General features: G+C 71.1%; 16 protein-coding genes. 15 read left to right on the top strand and 1 reads right to left on the bottom strand.

Annotated elements, in window-relative coordinates:
* The first annotated feature begins 180 nt into the window (after positions 1 to 180).
* The 4 genes from OHB56_RS08390 (at position 181) to nusB (ending at position 3,456) form a co-directional block, all read left to right on the top strand.
* Positions 181 to 1,050, top strand: coding sequence for a Pro-rich N-terminal domain-containing protein (locus OHB56_RS08390; protein WP_326751696.1), 870 nt, complete (start codon positions 181 to 183; stop codon positions 1,048 to 1,050).
* Positions 1,051 to 1,288: 238 nt separating this feature from the next.
* A complete protein-coding gene (locus tag OHB56_RS08385) occupies positions 1,289 to 2,395 on the top strand; it encodes an aminopeptidase P family protein (protein WP_406352465.1) in 1,107 nt (368 codons plus the stop codon).
* Between the two features lie 57 nt (positions 2,396 to 2,452).
* Entirely contained in the window at positions 2,453 to 3,019 is a 567-nt protein-coding gene (gene efp / locus OHB56_RS08380) for an elongation factor P (RefSeq protein WP_055572225.1), read from the top strand.
* 2 nt (positions 3,020 to 3,021) lie between these two features.
* Positions 3,022 to 3,456, top strand: a complete 435-nt coding sequence (gene nusB / locus OHB56_RS08375; protein ID WP_326751694.1) for a transcription antitermination factor NusB — start codon at positions 3,022 to 3,024, stop codon at positions 3,454 to 3,456.
* Positions 3,457 to 3,696: 240 nt separating this feature from the next.
* Here nusB and bldD read toward each other — a convergent pair whose 3' ends face one another.
* On the bottom strand, positions 3,697 to 4,200 hold the full coding sequence (bldD, locus tag OHB56_RS08370; protein ID WP_055572227.1) for a transcriptional regulator BldD: 504 nt from the start codon (positions 4,198 to 4,200) through the stop codon (positions 3,697 to 3,699).
* A 275-nt stretch (positions 4,201 to 4,475) separates the two neighbouring features.
* Between bldD and pyrR the strand changes: the two genes are divergently transcribed.
* The 11 genes from pyrR (at position 4,476) to rpoZ (ending at position 16,076) form a co-directional block, all read left to right on the top strand.
* Entirely contained in the window at positions 4,476 to 5,033 is a 558-nt protein-coding gene (gene pyrR, locus OHB56_RS08365; RefSeq protein ID WP_055594544.1) for a bifunctional pyr operon transcriptional regulator/uracil phosphoribosyltransferase PyrR, read from the top strand.
* A gap of 106 nt (positions 5,034 to 5,139) precedes the next feature.
* Positions 5,140 to 6,123: an aspartate carbamoyltransferase catalytic subunit gene (locus tag OHB56_RS08360; RefSeq protein ID WP_326751693.1), complete on the top strand. Its 984-nt coding sequence runs from the start codon at positions 5,140 to 5,142 to the stop codon at positions 6,121 to 6,123.
* A gap of 4 nt (positions 6,124 to 6,127) precedes the next feature.
* Positions 6,128 to 7,423: a dihydroorotase gene (locus tag OHB56_RS08355; RefSeq protein WP_326751692.1), complete on the top strand. Its 1,296-nt coding sequence runs from the start codon at positions 6,128 to 6,130 to the stop codon at positions 7,421 to 7,423.
* Positions 7,420 to 8,040: a hypothetical protein gene (locus OHB56_RS08350; RefSeq protein ID WP_406352461.1), complete on the top strand. Its 621-nt coding sequence runs from the start codon at positions 7,420 to 7,422 to the stop codon at positions 8,038 to 8,040. The genes OHB56_RS08355 and OHB56_RS08350 overlap by 4 nt, the downstream gene beginning before the upstream one ends.
* Entirely contained in the window at positions 8,037 to 9,179 is a 1,143-nt protein-coding gene (gene carA / locus OHB56_RS08345; protein WP_326751690.1) for a glutamine-hydrolyzing carbamoyl-phosphate synthase small subunit, read from the top strand. Before OHB56_RS08350 ends, carA begins: the two co-directional genes overlap by 4 nt.
* Positions 9,172 to 12,495, top strand: coding sequence for a carbamoyl-phosphate synthase large subunit (carB, locus tag OHB56_RS08340; protein WP_406352458.1), 3,324 nt, complete (start codon positions 9,172 to 9,174; stop codon positions 12,493 to 12,495). Before carA ends, carB begins: the two co-directional genes overlap by 8 nt.
* 75 nt (positions 12,496 to 12,570) lie before the next feature.
* Positions 12,571 to 13,677 carry a quinone-dependent dihydroorotate dehydrogenase gene (locus OHB56_RS08335; protein ID WP_326751688.1) on the top strand — a complete coding sequence of 369 codons (1,107 nt, stop codon included), beginning with the start codon at positions 12,571 to 12,573 and terminating at the stop codon, positions 13,675 to 13,677.
* Positions 13,674 to 14,519 (top strand): orotidine-5'-phosphate decarboxylase, encoded by an 846-nt coding sequence (gene pyrF, locus OHB56_RS08330; RefSeq protein ID WP_326751687.1) that lies wholly within the window; start codon positions 13,674 to 13,676, stop codon positions 14,517 to 14,519. Before OHB56_RS08335 ends, pyrF begins: the two co-directional genes overlap by 4 nt.
* Before the next feature lie 256 nt (positions 14,520 to 14,775).
* The gene (locus tag OHB56_RS08325; protein WP_003977346.1) at positions 14,776 to 15,099 is read left to right on the top strand and encodes an integration host factor; all 324 of its coding nucleotides are present in this window, start codon (positions 14,776 to 14,778) and stop codon (positions 15,097 to 15,099) included.
* A gap of 37 nt (positions 15,100 to 15,136) precedes the next feature.
* On the top strand, positions 15,137 to 15,730 hold the full coding sequence (gene gmk / locus OHB56_RS08320) for a guanylate kinase (RefSeq protein WP_326751686.1): 594 nt from the start codon (positions 15,137 to 15,139) through the stop codon (positions 15,728 to 15,730).
* A gap of 73 nt (positions 15,731 to 15,803) precedes the next feature.
* A complete protein-coding gene (gene rpoZ / locus OHB56_RS08315; protein ID WP_028814064.1) occupies positions 15,804 to 16,076 on the top strand; it encodes a DNA-directed RNA polymerase subunit omega in 273 nt (90 codons plus the stop codon).
* The last annotated feature ends 177 nt before the right edge of the window (positions 16,077 to 16,253 follow it).

Raw genomic sequence — 16,253 nt, 5'->3', positions numbered from 1 at the left:
GGGCAGGGCGCTCAGGGCCACTTTCGGCCGTTCATCGGACAACGGCAGGGGCGGTACCCGTTCGAACGGCCGCTCCGACGCTCTAGGCTGTCGGGGAGCGCGGGGGCCCACCCTGCCCTCAGCGCTTGTCGCCCGCGGCGAGTGAACCGAGCCCAGCAGACCGAGACGGAGTGGCACCGGATGCAGCACGCAGTGGGTTCTCCGCTGCCGCCGCCCCACCGACCGGGGCACGGACCGGCCGACGGCTGGTCACCGGCCGCACATCATCCGGGAGCGCACCCCCTGGGGCACCCCCCGGGGGCGCACCAGGGGCCCGCCCCGGTGCCCGGGCCGCCGCCGGCCCCCGGCTACCCCGGGCCGACGCCGCACCCCCCGGGCGTCCCGCAGTCCCCGCATCCGCCACCGGACACCACCGGGCAGGTGCCGCTGCCGCCCGGCGGCCCCGTCGCCATGCCCAGTGTTCCGCAGGCCCCCGCGGCGGCCGACCCGGCCCGCACGACCCTCGCGGTCCTGCTCATAGGCCCCGCGGGCGCCGGGAAGACCAGCGTCGCCAAGTACTGGGCGGGCCACCGCCGGGTGCCGACCGCGCACATCAGCCTGGACGACGTACGGGAGTGGGTGCGGTCCGGCTTCGCCGACCCGCAGACCGGGTGGAACGACCACTCCGAGGCGCAGTACCGCCTGGCCCGCCGCACCTGCGGCTTCGCCGCGCGCAACTTCCTCGCCAACGGGATCTCCTGCATCCTCGACGACGCCGTCTTCCCCGACCGCCCGGTCGTCGGCCTCGGTGGCTGGAAACGGCATGTGGGGCCCGGCCTGCTGCCGGTCGTGCTGCTGCCCGGTCTGGACATCGTCCTGGAACGCAACGCCGAACGCTCCGGCAACCGCCGCCTCGGCGACGAGGAGGTCGCCCGCATCCACGGCCGCATGGCCGGCTGGTACGGCTCGGGCCTCCCGATCATCGACAACTCCCAGCTCGGCATACCGGAAACGGCCGAGGTCCTGGACGACGTCCTCGCCCGGTCCATCGCCAGCCCTCCGTCCTGGTGAGCCACGCGGTGCGGTCGGCCGCACCGGCAGCCCCCGCCCACCCGCCCCGGGCGGGCGCGGTGTGTTCCCGTCGACCGGATCCGCCGGGCAGGCCCTGAGGGACTGCCCGGCTAGCTGTCCCCGGCCCGCTGCGACGGTGCCCCCGGCGCCCGCCGCGCGCCTGCCCGGGGGCCGCATCCTCCCGCCCACTCGGACCTCTCGAACGGCGGTTTCCGGCCACCGCTCATAGGCTCGGGACATGTCTGAGGTGTACGCGCTCCGCCGGACGCGGCTGAGGGAATGCTGCAACGCGGGTGGCAGCGCGGCGGCGCTGGTCACCCGGCCCGCCAATGTGCGCTATCTCGCGGGCCCCGCCCCCGAAGGCGCCGTACTGCTGCTGGGCCCGGCCGAGGACTTCCTGGTGTGCGCCGGGCTGCCCGACGACCGTTCCGGGCAGACCCGGCCCGACGAGGCGCTGCGGGTGCACGCCGTGCCCGGCACCGGTGGTGATCCCGCCGTCGAGGCCGCCGGGCTCGCCGCCACCGGGGGCGCCGACTCCCTCGCCGTCGAGGAGCACCACCTCACCGTGACCCGGCACCGCGCCCTGCGCTCGGTCGCCCCCGGGCTGCGCCTGGCCGACGTCGGCGGCGTCGTCGAACAGCTCCGGGTGGTCAAGGACGAGGAGGAGCTCTCCTGTCTGCGCATCGGCGCGGAGATCGCCGACCAGGCCCTCGGCGAGCTGCTGGAATCCATCCTCGTCGGCCGCACCGAACGCCATCTCGCGCTGGAACTGGAGCGCCGCCTGGTCGACCACGGCGCCGACGGCCCGGCCTTCGCCACTTCCGTCGCCACCGGCCCGAACGCCGGGCGGCCCGGTCACCGGCCCACCGACCGGCGGGTGGAGGAGGGCGACTTCCTCTCCGTCTGTCTCGGCGCCACCTACCGCGGGTACCGCTGCGAGATCGGCCGTACGTTCGTCATCGGCACCGCTCCCGCGGACTGGCAGATCGAGCTGTACGACCTCGTCTTCACCGCTCAGCGGGCCGGCCGGGAGTCCCTCGTACCCGGCGCCGCCTGCCGCGACGTGGACCGCGCGGCCCGCCAGGTACTGGACAGCGCGGGGTACGCGGCGGCCCTTCCGGCGCTCACCGGACACGGGGTCGGACTCGAAATCGACGAGGACCCTCAACTGACCCCCGGGACCATGGGTAAACTGGACGCTTGTGTGCCGGTCACCGTCGAACCGGGAGTCCACCTCCCGGGCCGGGGCGGTGTCCGGATCGATGACACGCTCGTCGTGCGCCCCGAGGCGGACGGCGGACCCGAGCTACTCACCATCACGACCAAGGAGCTGCTGGCGCTCTAGCTTCGCGCCGAGTGCCGGCCCCGAGTCGTCTCACGTCAGTCCAGGAGATTCCGCAACGTGGCTTCCACGAACGACCTCAAGAACGGCATGGTGCTCAAGCTCGAAGGCGGCCAGCTCTGGTCCGTCGTCGAGTTCCAGCACGTCAAGCCCGGCAAGGGCCCGGCCTTCGTGCGCACCAAGCTCAAGAACGTGCTCTCCGGCAAGACCGTCGACAAGACCTTCAACGCCGGTGTGAAGGTCGACACCGCCACCGTCGACAAGCGGGACATGCAGTTCTCCTACATGGACGGCGACTACTTCGTCTTCATGGACATGGAGACCTACGACCAGCTGCACATCGACCGCAAGGTCGTCGGTGACGCCGCCCACTTCCTCGTCGAGGGCTTCGAGGCCACCGTCGCGCAGCACGAGGGCGAGGTGCTCTTCGTCGAGCTCTCGGCCGCCGTCGAGCTGACCGTCGCCGAGACCGAGCCGGGCGTCCAGGGCGACCGCTCCACCGGCGGCACCAAGCCGGCCACGCTGGAGACCGGGCACCAGATCCAGGTCCCGCTCTTCATCACCACCGGTGAGAAGATCAAGGTCGACACCCGTACGAGCGACTACCTCGGCCGGGTGAACAGCTAACCGTGGCTGCCCGCAACACGGCCCGCAAGCGCGCCTTCCAGATCCTCTTCGAGGGCGACCAGCGCGGCGCCGACGTCCTGACGGTCCTCGCGGACTGGATCCGGCACTCCCGGTCCGACACCCGGCAGCCGCCGGTGAGCGAGTACACGATGCAGCTGGTCGAGGGCTACGCGCAGCACGCGGCGCGCATCGACGAGCTGATCGCCCAGTACTCGGTCGGCTGGACCCTGGACCGCATGCCGGTCGTCGACCGCAACCTCCTGCGTCTCGGCGCGTACGAGCTGGTCTGGGTCGACGAGACCCCGGACGCCGTCGTCCTCGACGAGATGGTGCAGCTGGCGAAGGAGTTCTCCACGGACGAGTCGCCCTCGTTCGTCAACGGCCTCCTCGGCCGGTTCAAGGAGCTCAAGCCCTCGCTCCGCCGCGACGAGGTCTGATCCGGCACCGGCCAGCCGCACCAGCCCCACAGGCCCCGGGACCGGCACGGACACGCCGGAGGGCCCGCAGCACGACCGCTGCGGGCCCTCCGGCGTCTCCGGAGCCGGTCCCGGGCCTTCCCGGCCCCCGGCCTGCTCCTCGGCCCGCAGAACGAACGCAGAACGAACGCCGCCGGGGTGGCCCGACCTCTGCAGGTCGGGCCACCCCGGCGGTACGTTTCTGCTCGGGCGGTGGTGCGATCAGCCCTCGTCGTGCGAGGCGACCGCGCGACGCGCGTCCGGGTCCAGTACGCCCCAGCTGATCAGCTGCTCGGTGAGGACCGAGGGCGACTGGTCGTAGATCACGGCGAGCGTGCGCAGGTCGTCCTGGCGGATCGAGAGCACCTTGCCGTTGTAGTCGCCGCGCTGGGACTGGATCGTCGCCGCGTACCGCTGCAACGGGCCGGCCTTCTCCGGCGGCACCGTGGCCAGCCGCTCCAGGTCGAGGACCAGCTTCGGCGGCGGCTCGGCGGCACCGCCCGGCGTGGTGCCGGGAAGCAGTTCCTGCACCGGAACGCCGTAGAAGTCCGCCAGCTCGGCAAGACGCTGCACGGTCACTGCGCGGTCGCCGCGCTCGTACGAACCGACCACGACCGCCTTCCAGCGGCCCTGGGACTTCTCCTCGACACCGTGGAGGGAAAGGCCCTGCTGGGTGCGGATCGCGCGGAGCTTGGCCCCGAGTTGTTTGGCGTATTCGCTGGACATATAGCTCCCCGGCACTGTGTCGACGCGACCGGCATGATTTCCGGGCCGCGCGGCTGGTAACTCACTGTGAGGTTACGCAGAGTTACTCTCGCCCGTCAAGCCGAACGGTCCACGCCGACTCTTCCGGAGCCGGCGCGGACCGTTGCGCCGATGGAGTGGCCGGCGGTGGCGGGAGGGGGAATCAGGGGTGTCGCTCCCCACCTGATAGCGTGGCCGACGTAATCCCGACGTCCTTTAAGGTCCGTCCCGTGAGGCGGAGAAGGAGGTCCGTTCACATGGACACGCACTCCGATGCGCGGCCCGTTCTCGAAGGCCCCGACATCGCGCGGGTACTGACCCGCATCGCCCACGAGATCGTCGAGCGCGCCAAGGGCGCCGACGACGTGGTGCTCCTCGGCATCCCGACCCGGGGCGTCTTCCTCGCCCAGCGGCTCGCCGCCAAGCTCGAGCAGGTCACCGAGCGCAAGGTCCCGGTCGGCTCGCTCGACATCACCATGTACCGCGACGACCTGCGCATGCACCCGCCGCGCGCACTGGCCCGCACCGAGATCCCCGGCGACGGCATCGACGGCCGGCTGGTCGTCCTCGTCGACGACGTGCTCTTCTCCGGGCGCACCATCCGCGCCGCCCTCGACGCGCTGAACGACATCGGGCGCCCGCGCGCGGTGCAGCTCGCCGTCCTCGTCGACCGCGGCCACCGCGAACTGCCCATCCGCGCCGACTACGTCGGCAAGAACCTCCCCACGTCGTTGCGGGAGACGGTCAAGGTCCTGCTCGCCGAGGAGGACGGTCGCGACACCGTGCTGCTCGGCGCCAAGCAGCCCTCCCCGTAGCGATCCGGGCGCGCCTCCCGCGTGCGCCGGCCCGGTGTGCCGCCACGCCCAGGGATGCCCGGATTCTCCCGTTCTTCCGATTGAACCGTCTTACGGAGCCTGAAAGATGCAGCGTCATCTCATCTCGGCCGCCGACCTCACCCGCGACGACGCCGTCCTGATCCTCGACACCGCCGAGGAGATGGCCCGGGTCGCCGACCGGCCGATCAAGAAACTGCCGACCCTGCGCGGCCGGACCGTCGTCAACCTCTTCTTCGAGGACTCCACCCGGACCCGCATCTCCTTCGAGGCCGCGGAGAAGCGGCTGTCCGCGGACGTCATCAACTTCACCGCCAAGGGGTCCAGCGTCTCCAAGGGCGAGTCCCTCAAGGACACCGCCCAGACCCTGGAGGCCATGGGCGTCGACGCCGTCGTCATCCGGCACGGAGCCTCCGGGGCCCCGTACCGGCTGGCCACCTCCGGCTGGATCGACGCGCACGTCATCAACGCCGGCGACGGCACCCACCAGCACCCCACCCAGGCCCTGCTCGACGCCTTCACCATGCGGCGCCGGCTCGTCGGCCGGGACACCGGGATCGGCCAGGACCTCTCCGGCCGGCGCATCACGCTGGTCGGCGACGTCCTGCACAGCCGGGTCGCCCGCTCCAACGTCGACCTGCTGCACACCCTCGGCGCCGAGGTCACCCTCGTCGCCCCGCCGACGCTGCTGCCGGTCGGCGTCGAGGCCTGGCCCTGCGAGGTCTCCTACGACCTCGACCGCACCCTGCCCAAGTCCGACGCCGTGATGATGCTGCGCGTGCAGCGCGAGCGCATGAAGGCCGCGTTCTTCCCGACCGAGCGCGAGTACTCACGGCGCTACGGCCTCGACGGCGAGCGCATGCGGCGGATGCCCGAACACGCGATCGTGATGCATCCCGGCCCCATGGTCCGCGGCATGGAGATCACCGCCGAGGTGGCCGACTCCGAGCGCTGCACCGTCGTCGAACAGGTCACCAACGGGGTCTCCATCCGGATGGCCGTCCTGTACCTGCTGCTCGGGGGCAACGAACCCGCCCTCACTTACGCCGCCCGCACCACGGAGGAGAAGTAACACGATGAGCAAGACCCTGATCCGCGGTGCGAAGGTGCTCGGCGGCGACCCGCAGGACGTGCTGATCGACGGCGGGACCGTCGCGGCCGTCGGCACCGGGCTGAGCGCCGAGGCCGTCGAGGGCGCCGAGGTCGTCGAGGCGGACGGCAAGGTGCTGCTGCCCGGCCTGGTCGACCTGCACACCCATCTGCGCGAGCCCGGCCGCGAGGACTCCGAGACCGTGCTGACCGGCACCCGCGCGGCGGCGAGCGGCGGCTACACCGCCGTGTTCGCCATGGCCAACACCTTCCCCGTCGCCGACACCGCCGGCGTCGTCGAGCAGGTCTGGCGGCTCGGCAAGGAGCACGGCTACTGCGACGTACGGCCCGTCGGCGCCGTCACCGTCGGCCTGGAGGGCAGCACGCTCGCCGAACTGGGGGCCATGCACGAGTCCGCGGCCGGCGTCACCGTCTTCTCCGACGACGGCAAGTGCGTCCACGACGCCGTGATCATGCGGCGCGCCCTGGAGTACGTGAAGGCCTTCGGCGGCGTCGTCGCCCAGCACGCGCAGGAGCCCCGGCTGACCGAGGGCGCCCAGATGAACGAGGGCGTCGTCTCCGCCGAGCTGGGCCTGGGCGGCTGGCCGGCCGTCGCCGAGGAGTCGATCATCGCCCGGGACGTGCTGCTCGCCGAGCACGTCGGCTCCCGCGTCCACATCTGCCACCTGTCGACCGCGGGCAGCGTCGAGATCGTCCGCTGGGCCAAGTCCCGCGGCATCGACGTCACCGCCGAGGTCACCCCGCACCACCTCCTGCTCACCGACGAGCTGGTGCGGTCGTACAACCCGGTCTACAAGGTCAACCCGCCGCTGCGCACCGAGCGGGACGTCATGGCGCTGCGCGAGGCGCTCGCCGACGGCACGATCGACATCGTCGCCACCGACCACGCCCCGCACCCGCACGAGGACAAGGACTGCGAGTGGGCCGCCGCGGCCATGGGCATGGTCGGCCTGGAGACCGCGCTGTCCGTGGTCCAGGAGACCATGGTGGACACGGGCCTGCTGGACTGGGCCGGCGTCGCCGACCGGATGTCCTTCACGCCCGCGCGCATCGGACGGGCCGAGGGGCACGGCCGCCCCGTCTCGGCGGGTGAACCGGCCAACCTCACACTCGTCGACACGGCATACCGTGGTTCCGTGGACCCCGCGGGCTTCGCCTCGCGCAGCCGCAACACCCCGTACGAGGGCCGCGAGCTGCCGGGCCGTGTCACGCACACCTGGCTCCGGGGCACGGCCACGCTCATCGACGGGAAGCTCACGTGACACCTGTAATCCTGCTGGCCGCCGAGAAGAAATCGGCGGAAGTGACCGACTGGGCCGCCCGGATCGGCTGGGTCGTCGGACTCGCCCTCTTCGTCGCCCTCGTCTACTGGCTGATGCGCGAGGGCTGGAAGTGGCGCGGCACCCTCCAGGGCGACCTGCCCGAGCTGCCCACCCGCCCGTCTCCCGCCACCACCCTCGACCGAGGCGGCGAGCCGCCGCTGCCTGGAACGCCCACGTCGCCGGGTACGGCGAAACTGACGATGAGCGGCCGCTACCACGGCTCCACCACCGCCGGGCAGTGGCTGGACCGCATCGTGGCCCGCGGTCTGGGCACCCGTAGCCGGACCGAGCTCACCCTGACGGACGCGGGACTGGACGTCGTACGCCCCGGCGCGAGCGATTTCTTCGTCCCCGTCGCCGCGCTGCGCGAGGCCCGGCTCGACAAGGGCATCGCCGGCAAGGTCCTCACCGAGGGCGGCCTGCTCGTCGTGACCTGGGCGCACGGAGACAAGCTGATCGACTCCGGCTTCCGCTCCGACCACGCGGCCGAGCACACCGCATGGGTCGAGACCCTGAACAACATGATCAACAAGACGGAAACGGAAGGCGCACGATGACGACCTCCACCAGGGGAGCCGCCAGGACTCCCGCCGTACTCGTCCTGGAGGACGGCCGGATCTTCCGCGGCCGGGCCTACGGGGCAGTGGGGGAGACCTTCGGCGAAGCCGTGTTCTCCACCGGCATGACCGGCTACCAGGAGACCCTCACCGACCCGTCCTACCACCGCCAGGTCGTGGTCATGACCACCCCGCACGTCGGCAACACCGGCGTCAACGACGACGACCCCGAGTCCCAGCGGATCTGGGTCGCCGGCTACGTCGTGCGCGACCCCGCGCGCGTGCCGTCCAACTGGCGCTCCCGCCGCCCCCTGGACGAGGAACTCGCCGCCCAGGGAGTCGTCGGCATCAGCGGCATCGACACCCGCGCGCTCACCCGCCACCTGCGCGAGCGGGGCGCCATGCGCGTCGGCATCTTCAGCGGCGCCGCCGTGCCGGACGACGCCACGCTGCTGGCCCGCGTCCTGGAAGTCCCCCCGATGAAGGGCGCCGACCTCGCAGCCGAGGTCGCCACCAGCGAGCCCTACGTCGTACCGGCGGTCGGCGAGAAGAAGTTCACGGTCGCCGCCGTCGACCTCGGCATCAAGGGCATGACCGCGCAGCGCATGGCCCAGCGCGGCATCGAGGTGCACGTGCTGCCCGCGAACGCCACCGTGGACGACGTCTACGCCGTCGAACCCGACGGCGTGTTCTTCTCCAACGGACCCGGCGACCCCGCCACCGCCGACCACCCCGTCTCCGTGATGCGGGCCGTCCTGGAGCGCGGCACCCCGCTGTTCGGCATCTGCTTCGGCAACCAGATCCTCGGCCGCGCCCTCGGCTTCGGCACCTACAAGCTCAAGTACGGCCACCGCGGCATCAACCAGCCGGTCCAGGACCGCACGACCGGCAAGGTCGAGATCACCTCGCACAACCACGGCTTCGCCGTGGACGCCCCCCTCGACCAGGTCTCCGACACCCCGTTCGGCCGTGCCGAGGTGTCCCACGTCTGCCTCAACGACAACGTGGTGGAAGGGCTCCGGCTGCTCGACCGGCCGGCCTTCAGCGTCCAGTACCACCCGGAAGCGGCAGCGGGCCCGCACGACGCCGCCTACCTGTTCGACCGCTTCGTTTCCCTGATGGAGGGCCAGCGTGCCTAAGCGCACCGATATCCAGTCCGTCCTGGTCATCGGCTCCGGCCCGATCGTCATCGGCCAGGCCGCCGAGTTCGACTACTCCGGCACCCAGGCGTGCCGGGTCCTGAAGGCCGAGGGCCTGCGGGTGATCCTGGTCAACTCCAACCCGGCGACGATCATGACCGACCCGGAGATCGCCGACGCCACCTACGTCGAACCCATCACCCCCGAGTTCGTCGAGAAGATCATCGCCAAGGAGCGGCCGGACACCCTGCTGCCCACCCTGGGCGGCCAGACGGCCCTCAACACCGCGATCTCCCTGCACGAGAACGGCGTCCTGGAGAAGTACGGCGTCGAGCTGATCGGCGCCAACGTGGAGGCCATCAACAAGGGCGAGGACCGCGAACTGTTCAAGGACGTCGTGGAGGAGGTCCGCCGGAAGACCGGGCACGGCGAGTCCGCCCGCTCGGTCATCTGCCACACCATGGACGAGGTCGTGGCCGGCGTCGACGAGCTCGGCGGCTACCCGGTCGTGGTCCGCCCCTCCTTCACCATGGGCGGCGCCGGCTCCGGCTTCGCCCACGACGAGGACGAGCTGCGCCGCATCGCCGGACAGGGCCTCACCCTCTCGCCGACCACCGAGGTGCTCCTCGAGGAGTCCATCCTCGGCTGGAAGGAGTACGAGCTGGAGCTGATGCGCGACAAGCACGACAACGTGGTCGTCGTCTGCTCCATCGAGAACTTCGACCCCATGGGCGTGCACACCGGCGACTCCATCACCGTCGCGCCCGCGATGACGCTGACCGACCGCGAGTACCAGACCCTGCGCGACATCGGCATCGCCGTCATCCGCGAGGTCGGTGTCGACACCGGCGGCTGCAACATCCAGTTCGCGGTGAACCCGGAGGACGGCCGGGTGATCGTCATCGAGATGAACCCGCGCGTGTCACGGTCCTCGGCGCTGGCCTCCAAGGCGACCGGTTTCCCCATCGCCAAGATCGCCGCCAAGCTCGCCATCGGCTACACCCTCGACGAGATCCCGAACGACATCACGCGGGTGACCCCGGCCTCCTTCGAGCCGACCCTCGACTACGTGGTCGTCAAGGCCCCGCGGTTCGCCTTCGAGAAGTTCCCGAGCGCCGACTCCACCCTCACCACCACCATGAAGTCGGTCGGCGAGGCCATGGCCATCGGCCGCAACTTCACCGAGGCGCTCCAGAAGGCGCTGCGCTCGCTGGAGAAGAAGGGCAGCCGGTTCACCTTCGTCGGCGAGCCCGGCGACAAGGCCGAACTCCTGCGCGAGGCCGTCCGCCCGACCGACGGCCGGATCAACGCCGTCATGCAGGCCGTCCGCGCGGGCGCCACCCCCCAGGAGGTCTTCGACGCGACGAAGATCGACCCCTGGTTCGTCGACCAGCTCTTCCTCATCAAGGAGATCGCCGACGACCTGGCCGCCGCGCCCGAGCTGACCGCCGGCCTGCTCGCCGAGGCCAAGCGGCACGGCTTCTCCGACCAGCAGGTCGCCGAGATCCGCGGCCTGCGCGAGGACGTCGTCCGCGAGGTGCGGCACGCCCTCGGCATCCGCCCGGTCTACAAGACCGTCGACACCTGCGCCGCCGAGTTCGCCGCGAACACGCCGTACTTCTACTCCTCCTACGACGAGGAGACCGAGGTCGCCCCGCGCGAGAAGCCCGCGGTGATCATCCTGGGCTCCGGCCCGAACCGCATCGGCCAGGGCATCGAGTTCGACTACTCCTGCGTCCACGCCTCCTTCGCGCTGAGCACTGCGCCCACTCCTCCCGGCGGGTACGAGACCGTGATGGTCAACTGCAACCCGGAGACCGTCTCCACCGACTACGACACCTCCGACCGGCTGTACTTCGAGCCGCTCACCCTGGAGGACGTCCTGGAGATCGTCCACGCGGAGCAGCAGGCAGGACCGGTCGCGGGCGTGATCGTCCAGCTCGGCGGCCAGACCCCGCTGGGCCTTGCCCAGGCACTCAAGGACAACGGCGTACCGATCGTCGGCACGCCCCCCGAGGCCATCCACGCGGCCGAGGACCGGGGCGCCTTCGGCCGGGTCCTCCAGGAGGCCGGCCTGCCGGCCCCCAAGCACGGCACCGCCACCACCTTCACCGAGGCCAGGGCCATCGCCGACGAGATCGGCTACCCCGTCCTCGTCCGCCCGTCCTACGTGCTCGGCGGCCGCGGCATGGAGATCGTCTACGACGAGACCCGCCTCGAGACCTACATCACCGAGTCGACCGAGATCAGCCCCTCCCGGCCGGTGCTGGTCGACCGGTTCCTCGACGACGCCCTCGAGATCGACGTCGACGCGCTCTACGACGGCGAGGAGCTCTACCTCGGCGGAGTCATGGAACACATCGAGGAGGCCGGCATCCACTCCGGCGACTCGGCGTGCGCCCTGCCCCCGATCACCCTGGGCGGCTACGACATCAAGCGGCTGCGCGCCTCCACGGAGGCCATCGCGCGCGGTGTCGGGGTGCGCGGCCTGATCAACATCCAGTTCGCGCTGTCCGGGGACATCCTCTACGTCCTGGAGGCCAACCCGCGCGCCTCGCGCACCGTCCCCTTCACCTCGAAGGCGACCGCGGTGCCGCTGGCCAAGGCGGCCGCCCGGATCTCGCTCGGCGCGACCGTCGCCGAACTCCGTGCGGAGGGCCTGCTCCCGGCCCGGGGCGACGGCGGCGACCTCCCGCTCGACGCGCCGATCTCCGTCAAGGAGGCCGTGCTGCCGTGGTCGCGCTTCCGTGACATCCACGGCCGCGGCGTCGACACGGTCCTGGGCCCGGAGATGCGCTCCACCGGCGAGGTCATGGGCATCGACTCCGCCTTCGGCACCGCGTACGCCAAGTCGCAGGCGGGCGCCTACGGGCCGCTGCCCACCAAGGGCCGGGCCTTCATCTCGGTCGCCAACCGCGACAAGCGCTCGATGATCTTCCCCGCGCGCGAGCTCGTCGCCCACGGCTTCGACCTGCTCGCCACCTCCGGCACCGCCGAGGTCCTCAAGCGCAACGGCATCAACGCCACCGTCGTGCGCAAGCAGTCCGAGGGCACCGGCCCGAACGGTGAGAAGACCATCGTCCAGCTGATCCACGACGGCGAGGTCGACCTCATCGTCAACACGCCGTACGGCACCGGCGGACGCCTCGACGGCTACGACATCCGTACGGCCGCCGTGGCGCGGTCCGTGCCGTGCCTGACGACGGTCCAGGCGCTCGCCGCCGCGGTCCAGGGCATCGACGCCCTCAACCGCGGCGAGGTCGGCGTCCGCTCGCTCCAGGAACACGCGCAGCACCTGACAGCGGCCCGCGACTGACGGCCCCGAGGGGGACACCGGAAACGGTGTCCCCCTCTTCATGAGGCTTTTCAGGCCCTTCACGAGGACACAGGCATGTACAAGTACTTCTTCCATCTGGTGTTCCGGCGGATGGATCCGGAGCGGGCCCATCACCTCGCCTTCCGCTGGATCCGTCTCGTCGCGCGCGTCCCCGGCCTGCGCACCTTCGTCGCCGCCGCGCTCGCACCCCGCCACAGGGAACTGCGCACCGAGGCCCTCGGCCTGCGCCTGCACAGTCCCTTCGGGCTCGCGGCCGGCTTCGACAAGAACGCCGTCGGTGTCGACGGCATGGCGATGCTCGGCTTCGACCACGTCGAGATCGGCACGGTGACCGGTGAGCCGCAGCCCGGCAATCCGAAGAAGCGGCTGTTCCGGCTGGTGGCGGACCGCGCACTGATCAACCGCATGGGCTTCAACAACGAGGGCTCGCTGGCCGTCGCCGCCCGCCTGGCCTCCCGCACGCCCGTCTTCAGGACGGTCGTCGGCGTCAACATCGGCAAGACCAAGGCCGTCCCCGAGGCCGAGGCCGTCGGCGACTACGTGAAGTCCGCCGAGCGGCTGGCGCCGTACGCCGACTACCTGGTGGTCAACGTCTCCTCGCCGAACACCCCCGGCCTGCGCGACCTCCAGGCCGTCGACCAGCTGCGCCCGCTGCTCACCGCCGTCCGCGAGGCCGCCGACCGCGCCGCCCCCGCCCGCCGGGTACCGCTGCTGGTGAAGATCGCCCCGGACCTCGCCGACGAGGACGTCGACGCGGTCGCCGACCTGGCCGTGGAGCTCGGTCTGGACGGGATCATCGCCACGAACACCACCATCGCGCGCGCGGGGCTCGGTCTGCGGTCCGGCCCCGCCGCCGTCCAGGAGACCGGCGGCCTGTCCGGCGCGCCCCTGAAAGCACGCTCCCTTCAGGTACTGCGCCGCCTGTACGCCCGCGTGGGCGACCGGATCACCCTGGTCGGCGTCGGCGGCATCGAGAACGCCGAGGACGCCTGGCAGCGCATCCTGGCCGGCGCCACGCTGGTCCAGGGCTACAGCGCGTTCGTCTACGAGGGCCCCTTCTGGGCCCGCACCCTCCACAAGGGGCTCGCCGCGCGCCTGCGCACCAGCCCGTACGCCACGCTCGCCGACGCGGTGGGCGCCGAGGTGAGGACAACGGCATGAGTGGACCGGAACCCTTCGGCGCGCGCCTGCGCCGGGCCATGGACACGCGCGGCCCGCTGTGCGTCGGCATCGACCCGCACGCCGCCCTGCTCGCCGAGTGGGGCCTGAACGACGACGTGGCCGGCCTGGAGCGGTTCAGCCGCACGGTCGTCGAGGCGGTCGCGGACCGGGTCGCCGTGCTCAAGCCGCAGAGCGCGTTCTTCGAGCGCTTCGGCTCGCGCGGCATCGCGGTGCTGGAGGCGTCGGTCGCTCAGGCGCGGGAGGCCGGCGCGCTGGTCGTCATGGACGCCAAGCGCGGCGACATCGGCTCCACCATGGCCGCCTACGCCGAGTCCTTCCTGCACCCGGACTCCCCGCTGTTCTCGGACGCGCTGACCGTCTCCCCGTATCTCGGCTACGGCTCGCTGAGCCCGGCGGTGGCACTGGCCCGCGAGAGCGGCACGGGACTGTTCGTCCTGGCGCTGACCTCCAACGTGGAGGGCGGCGAGGTGCAGCACGCGGTACGGGCCGACGGGCGCAGCGTGGGCGCGACCATGCTCGGACACCTGGCCGCCGAGAACGCGGGGGAGACGCCCCTGGGGTCCTTCGGCGCGGTCGTCGGCGCGACGCTCGGCGACCTGTCGTCGTACGATCTGGACATCAACGGTCCGCTGCTCGCCCCCGGCATCGGAGCCCAGGGAGCCACGGCGGCGGACCTCCCGGCGGTCTTCGGCCCGGCGGTGCGCAACGTCGTGCCGAACGTCAGCCGGGGAGTGTTGCGTCACGGTGCCGACGTGGTCGCGCTGCGTGACGCCGCGGAGCGATTCGCGGAGGAGATCAGGACGGCCCTGGCGGCGGCCTGAGCCTCCGACGAGGGAAACAGGAGCGCGCCGAAACCGCATACGACAAAAAAACCCGGTCGCTATGCCCTTAAATGTCCGCCATCATCGATCCTGACCTGGACTTTTCCGCTGTTCTCGCTGACTCAGACGGAGTTGGCCGCTAGTCTCCGACGGAGAGTGAACGGGCAAGCGTGTTGCTCGTGGCTCCCCTGGTGTGGGGCGACTAGGTTCCTCACCGGTCCGTATCCGACAGTTCGACATCCGAGGTGACGTAGGCGTGGCTCTTCCGCCCCTTACCCCTGAACAGCGCGCAGCCGCGCTCGAAAAGGCCGCCGCGGCTCGCCGGGAGCGGGCCGAGGTCAAGAATCGACTCAAGCACTCCGGCGCCTCCCTGCACGAGGTCATCAAGCAGGGCCAGGAGAACGACGTCATCGGCAAGATGAAGGTCTCCGCCCTGCTCGAGTCCCTGCCGGGCGTGGGCAAGGTCCGCGCCAAGCAGATCATGGAGCGACTGGGCATCTCCGAGAGCCGCCGTGTGCGGGGTCTCGGCTCGAACCAGATCGCCTCCCTGGAGCGTGAGTTCGGCAGTACCGGCTCCTGAGTCCCGGGCATACCGGGATTGCTGGAATAATCGCCGTATGGCTGCAACACCCCGGGGGACGACCCCCGTACCCCCGGACGTACGTCCGCGGCTGACCGTGCTCTCCGGCCCCTCGGGGGTCGGCAAGAGCACGGTCGTCGCGCATATGCGCAAGGCGCACCCCGAGGTCTGGCTCTCGGTGTCGGCGACGACCCGCACACCGCGCCCCGGCGAGAGGGACGGGGTCCACTACTTCTTCGTCACCGACGACGAGATGGACAAGCTGATCGCCAACGGCGAACTGCTCGAGTGGGCCGAGTTCGCCGGCAACCGCTACGGCACACCGCGCGCGGCGGTGCTCGAGCACCTGGAGTCGGGTCTGCCCGTCCTCCTGGAGATCGACCTCCAGGGCGCCCGTCAGGTCCGCGAGTCCATGACCGAGGCCCAGCTGGTCTTCCTCGCCCCTCCCTCCTGGGAGGAGCTGGTGCGCCGGCTCACCGGCCGGGGCACCGAGTCGCCCGAGGTGGTCGAGCGCCGGCTGGAGGCCGCGAAGGTCGAGCTGGCGGCCGAGCCGGAGTTCGATACGACCCTGGTCAACACCTCCGTCGAGGACGTGGCCCGCGAGCTGCTAGCCTTGATGAACGTCGTGTGATCGTCAGCGTTTACCCAACGGTCATTCAGCGATCATGCAGACCGATTCTTTCCCATCCATCGGAAGGTAGAGCGTGTCCTCTTCCATCTCCACGCCCGAGGGCATCATCAACCCGCCGATCGACGAGCTTCTCGAGGCCACGGACTCGAAGTACAGCCTCGTGATCTACGCGGCCAAGCGGGCTCGCCAGATCAACGCGTACTACTCGCAGCTCGGCGAGGGTCTCCTCGAGTACGTCGGTCCCCTCGTCGACACCCACGTCCACGAGAAGCCGCTCTCGATCGCCCTGCGCGAGATCAACGCGGGACTGCTGACCTCCGAGGCCATCGAAGGCCCCGCTCAGTAAGTCGCAGTTCAGTGAGTCGCACGGTTCCGAACGTCGTGTCAGCGACTTTCGGCCGACTTTTCCACAGGCCCGGCAGCACGTCTGCCGGGCCTGTGGTGTGGTCGGGGCGCGGGGCCGTTCCCGCGGTGGTGCGAGCATGAGGGGTGTGCGGCCGTCCCCGGCGCGCACGGTGCCGGT

Origin of the sequence: Streptomyces sp. NBC_01635 (genome assembly GCF_045209715.1) — a bacterium.
GTDB classification, from domain to species: domain Bacteria; phylum Actinomycetota; class Actinomycetes; order Streptomycetales; family Streptomycetaceae; genus Streptomyces; species Streptomyces hirsutus.
This window is presented reverse-complemented; position numbering and strand designations above follow the sequence as displayed.

Coding starts and splice junctions, on each gene's coding strand:
- OHB56_RS08355 (WP_326751692.1), top strand. CDS start 6,128: ATGAGCAAGACCCTGATCCGCGGTGCGAAGGTGCTCGGCGGCGACCCG.
- carA (WP_326751690.1), top strand. CDS start 8,037: ATGACGACCTCCACCAGGGGAGCCGCCAGGACTCCCGCCGTACTCGTC.
- gmk (WP_326751686.1), top strand. CDS start 15,137: ATGGCTGCAACACCCCGGGGGACGACCCCCGTACCCCCGGACGTACGT.
- OHB56_RS08360 (WP_326751693.1), top strand. CDS start 5,140: ATGCAGCGTCATCTCATCTCGGCCGCCGACCTCACCCGCGACGACGCC.
- bldD (WP_055572227.1), bottom strand. CDS start 4,200: ATGTCCAGCGAATACGCCAAACAACTCGGGGCCAAGCTCCGCGCGATC.
- OHB56_RS08335 (WP_326751688.1), top strand. CDS start 12,571: ATGTACAAGTACTTCTTCCATCTGGTGTTCCGGCGGATGGATCCGGAG.
- OHB56_RS08385 (WP_406352465.1), top strand. CDS start 1,289: ATGTCTGAGGTGTACGCGCTCCGCCGGACGCGGCTGAGGGAATGCTGC.
- OHB56_RS08390 (WP_326751696.1), top strand. CDS start 181: ATGCAGCACGCAGTGGGTTCTCCGCTGCCGCCGCCCCACCGACCGGGG.
- pyrR (WP_055594544.1), top strand. CDS start 4,476: ATGGACACGCACTCCGATGCGCGGCCCGTTCTCGAAGGCCCCGACATC.
- pyrF (WP_326751687.1), top strand. CDS start 13,674: ATGAGTGGACCGGAACCCTTCGGCGCGCGCCTGCGCCGGGCCATGGAC.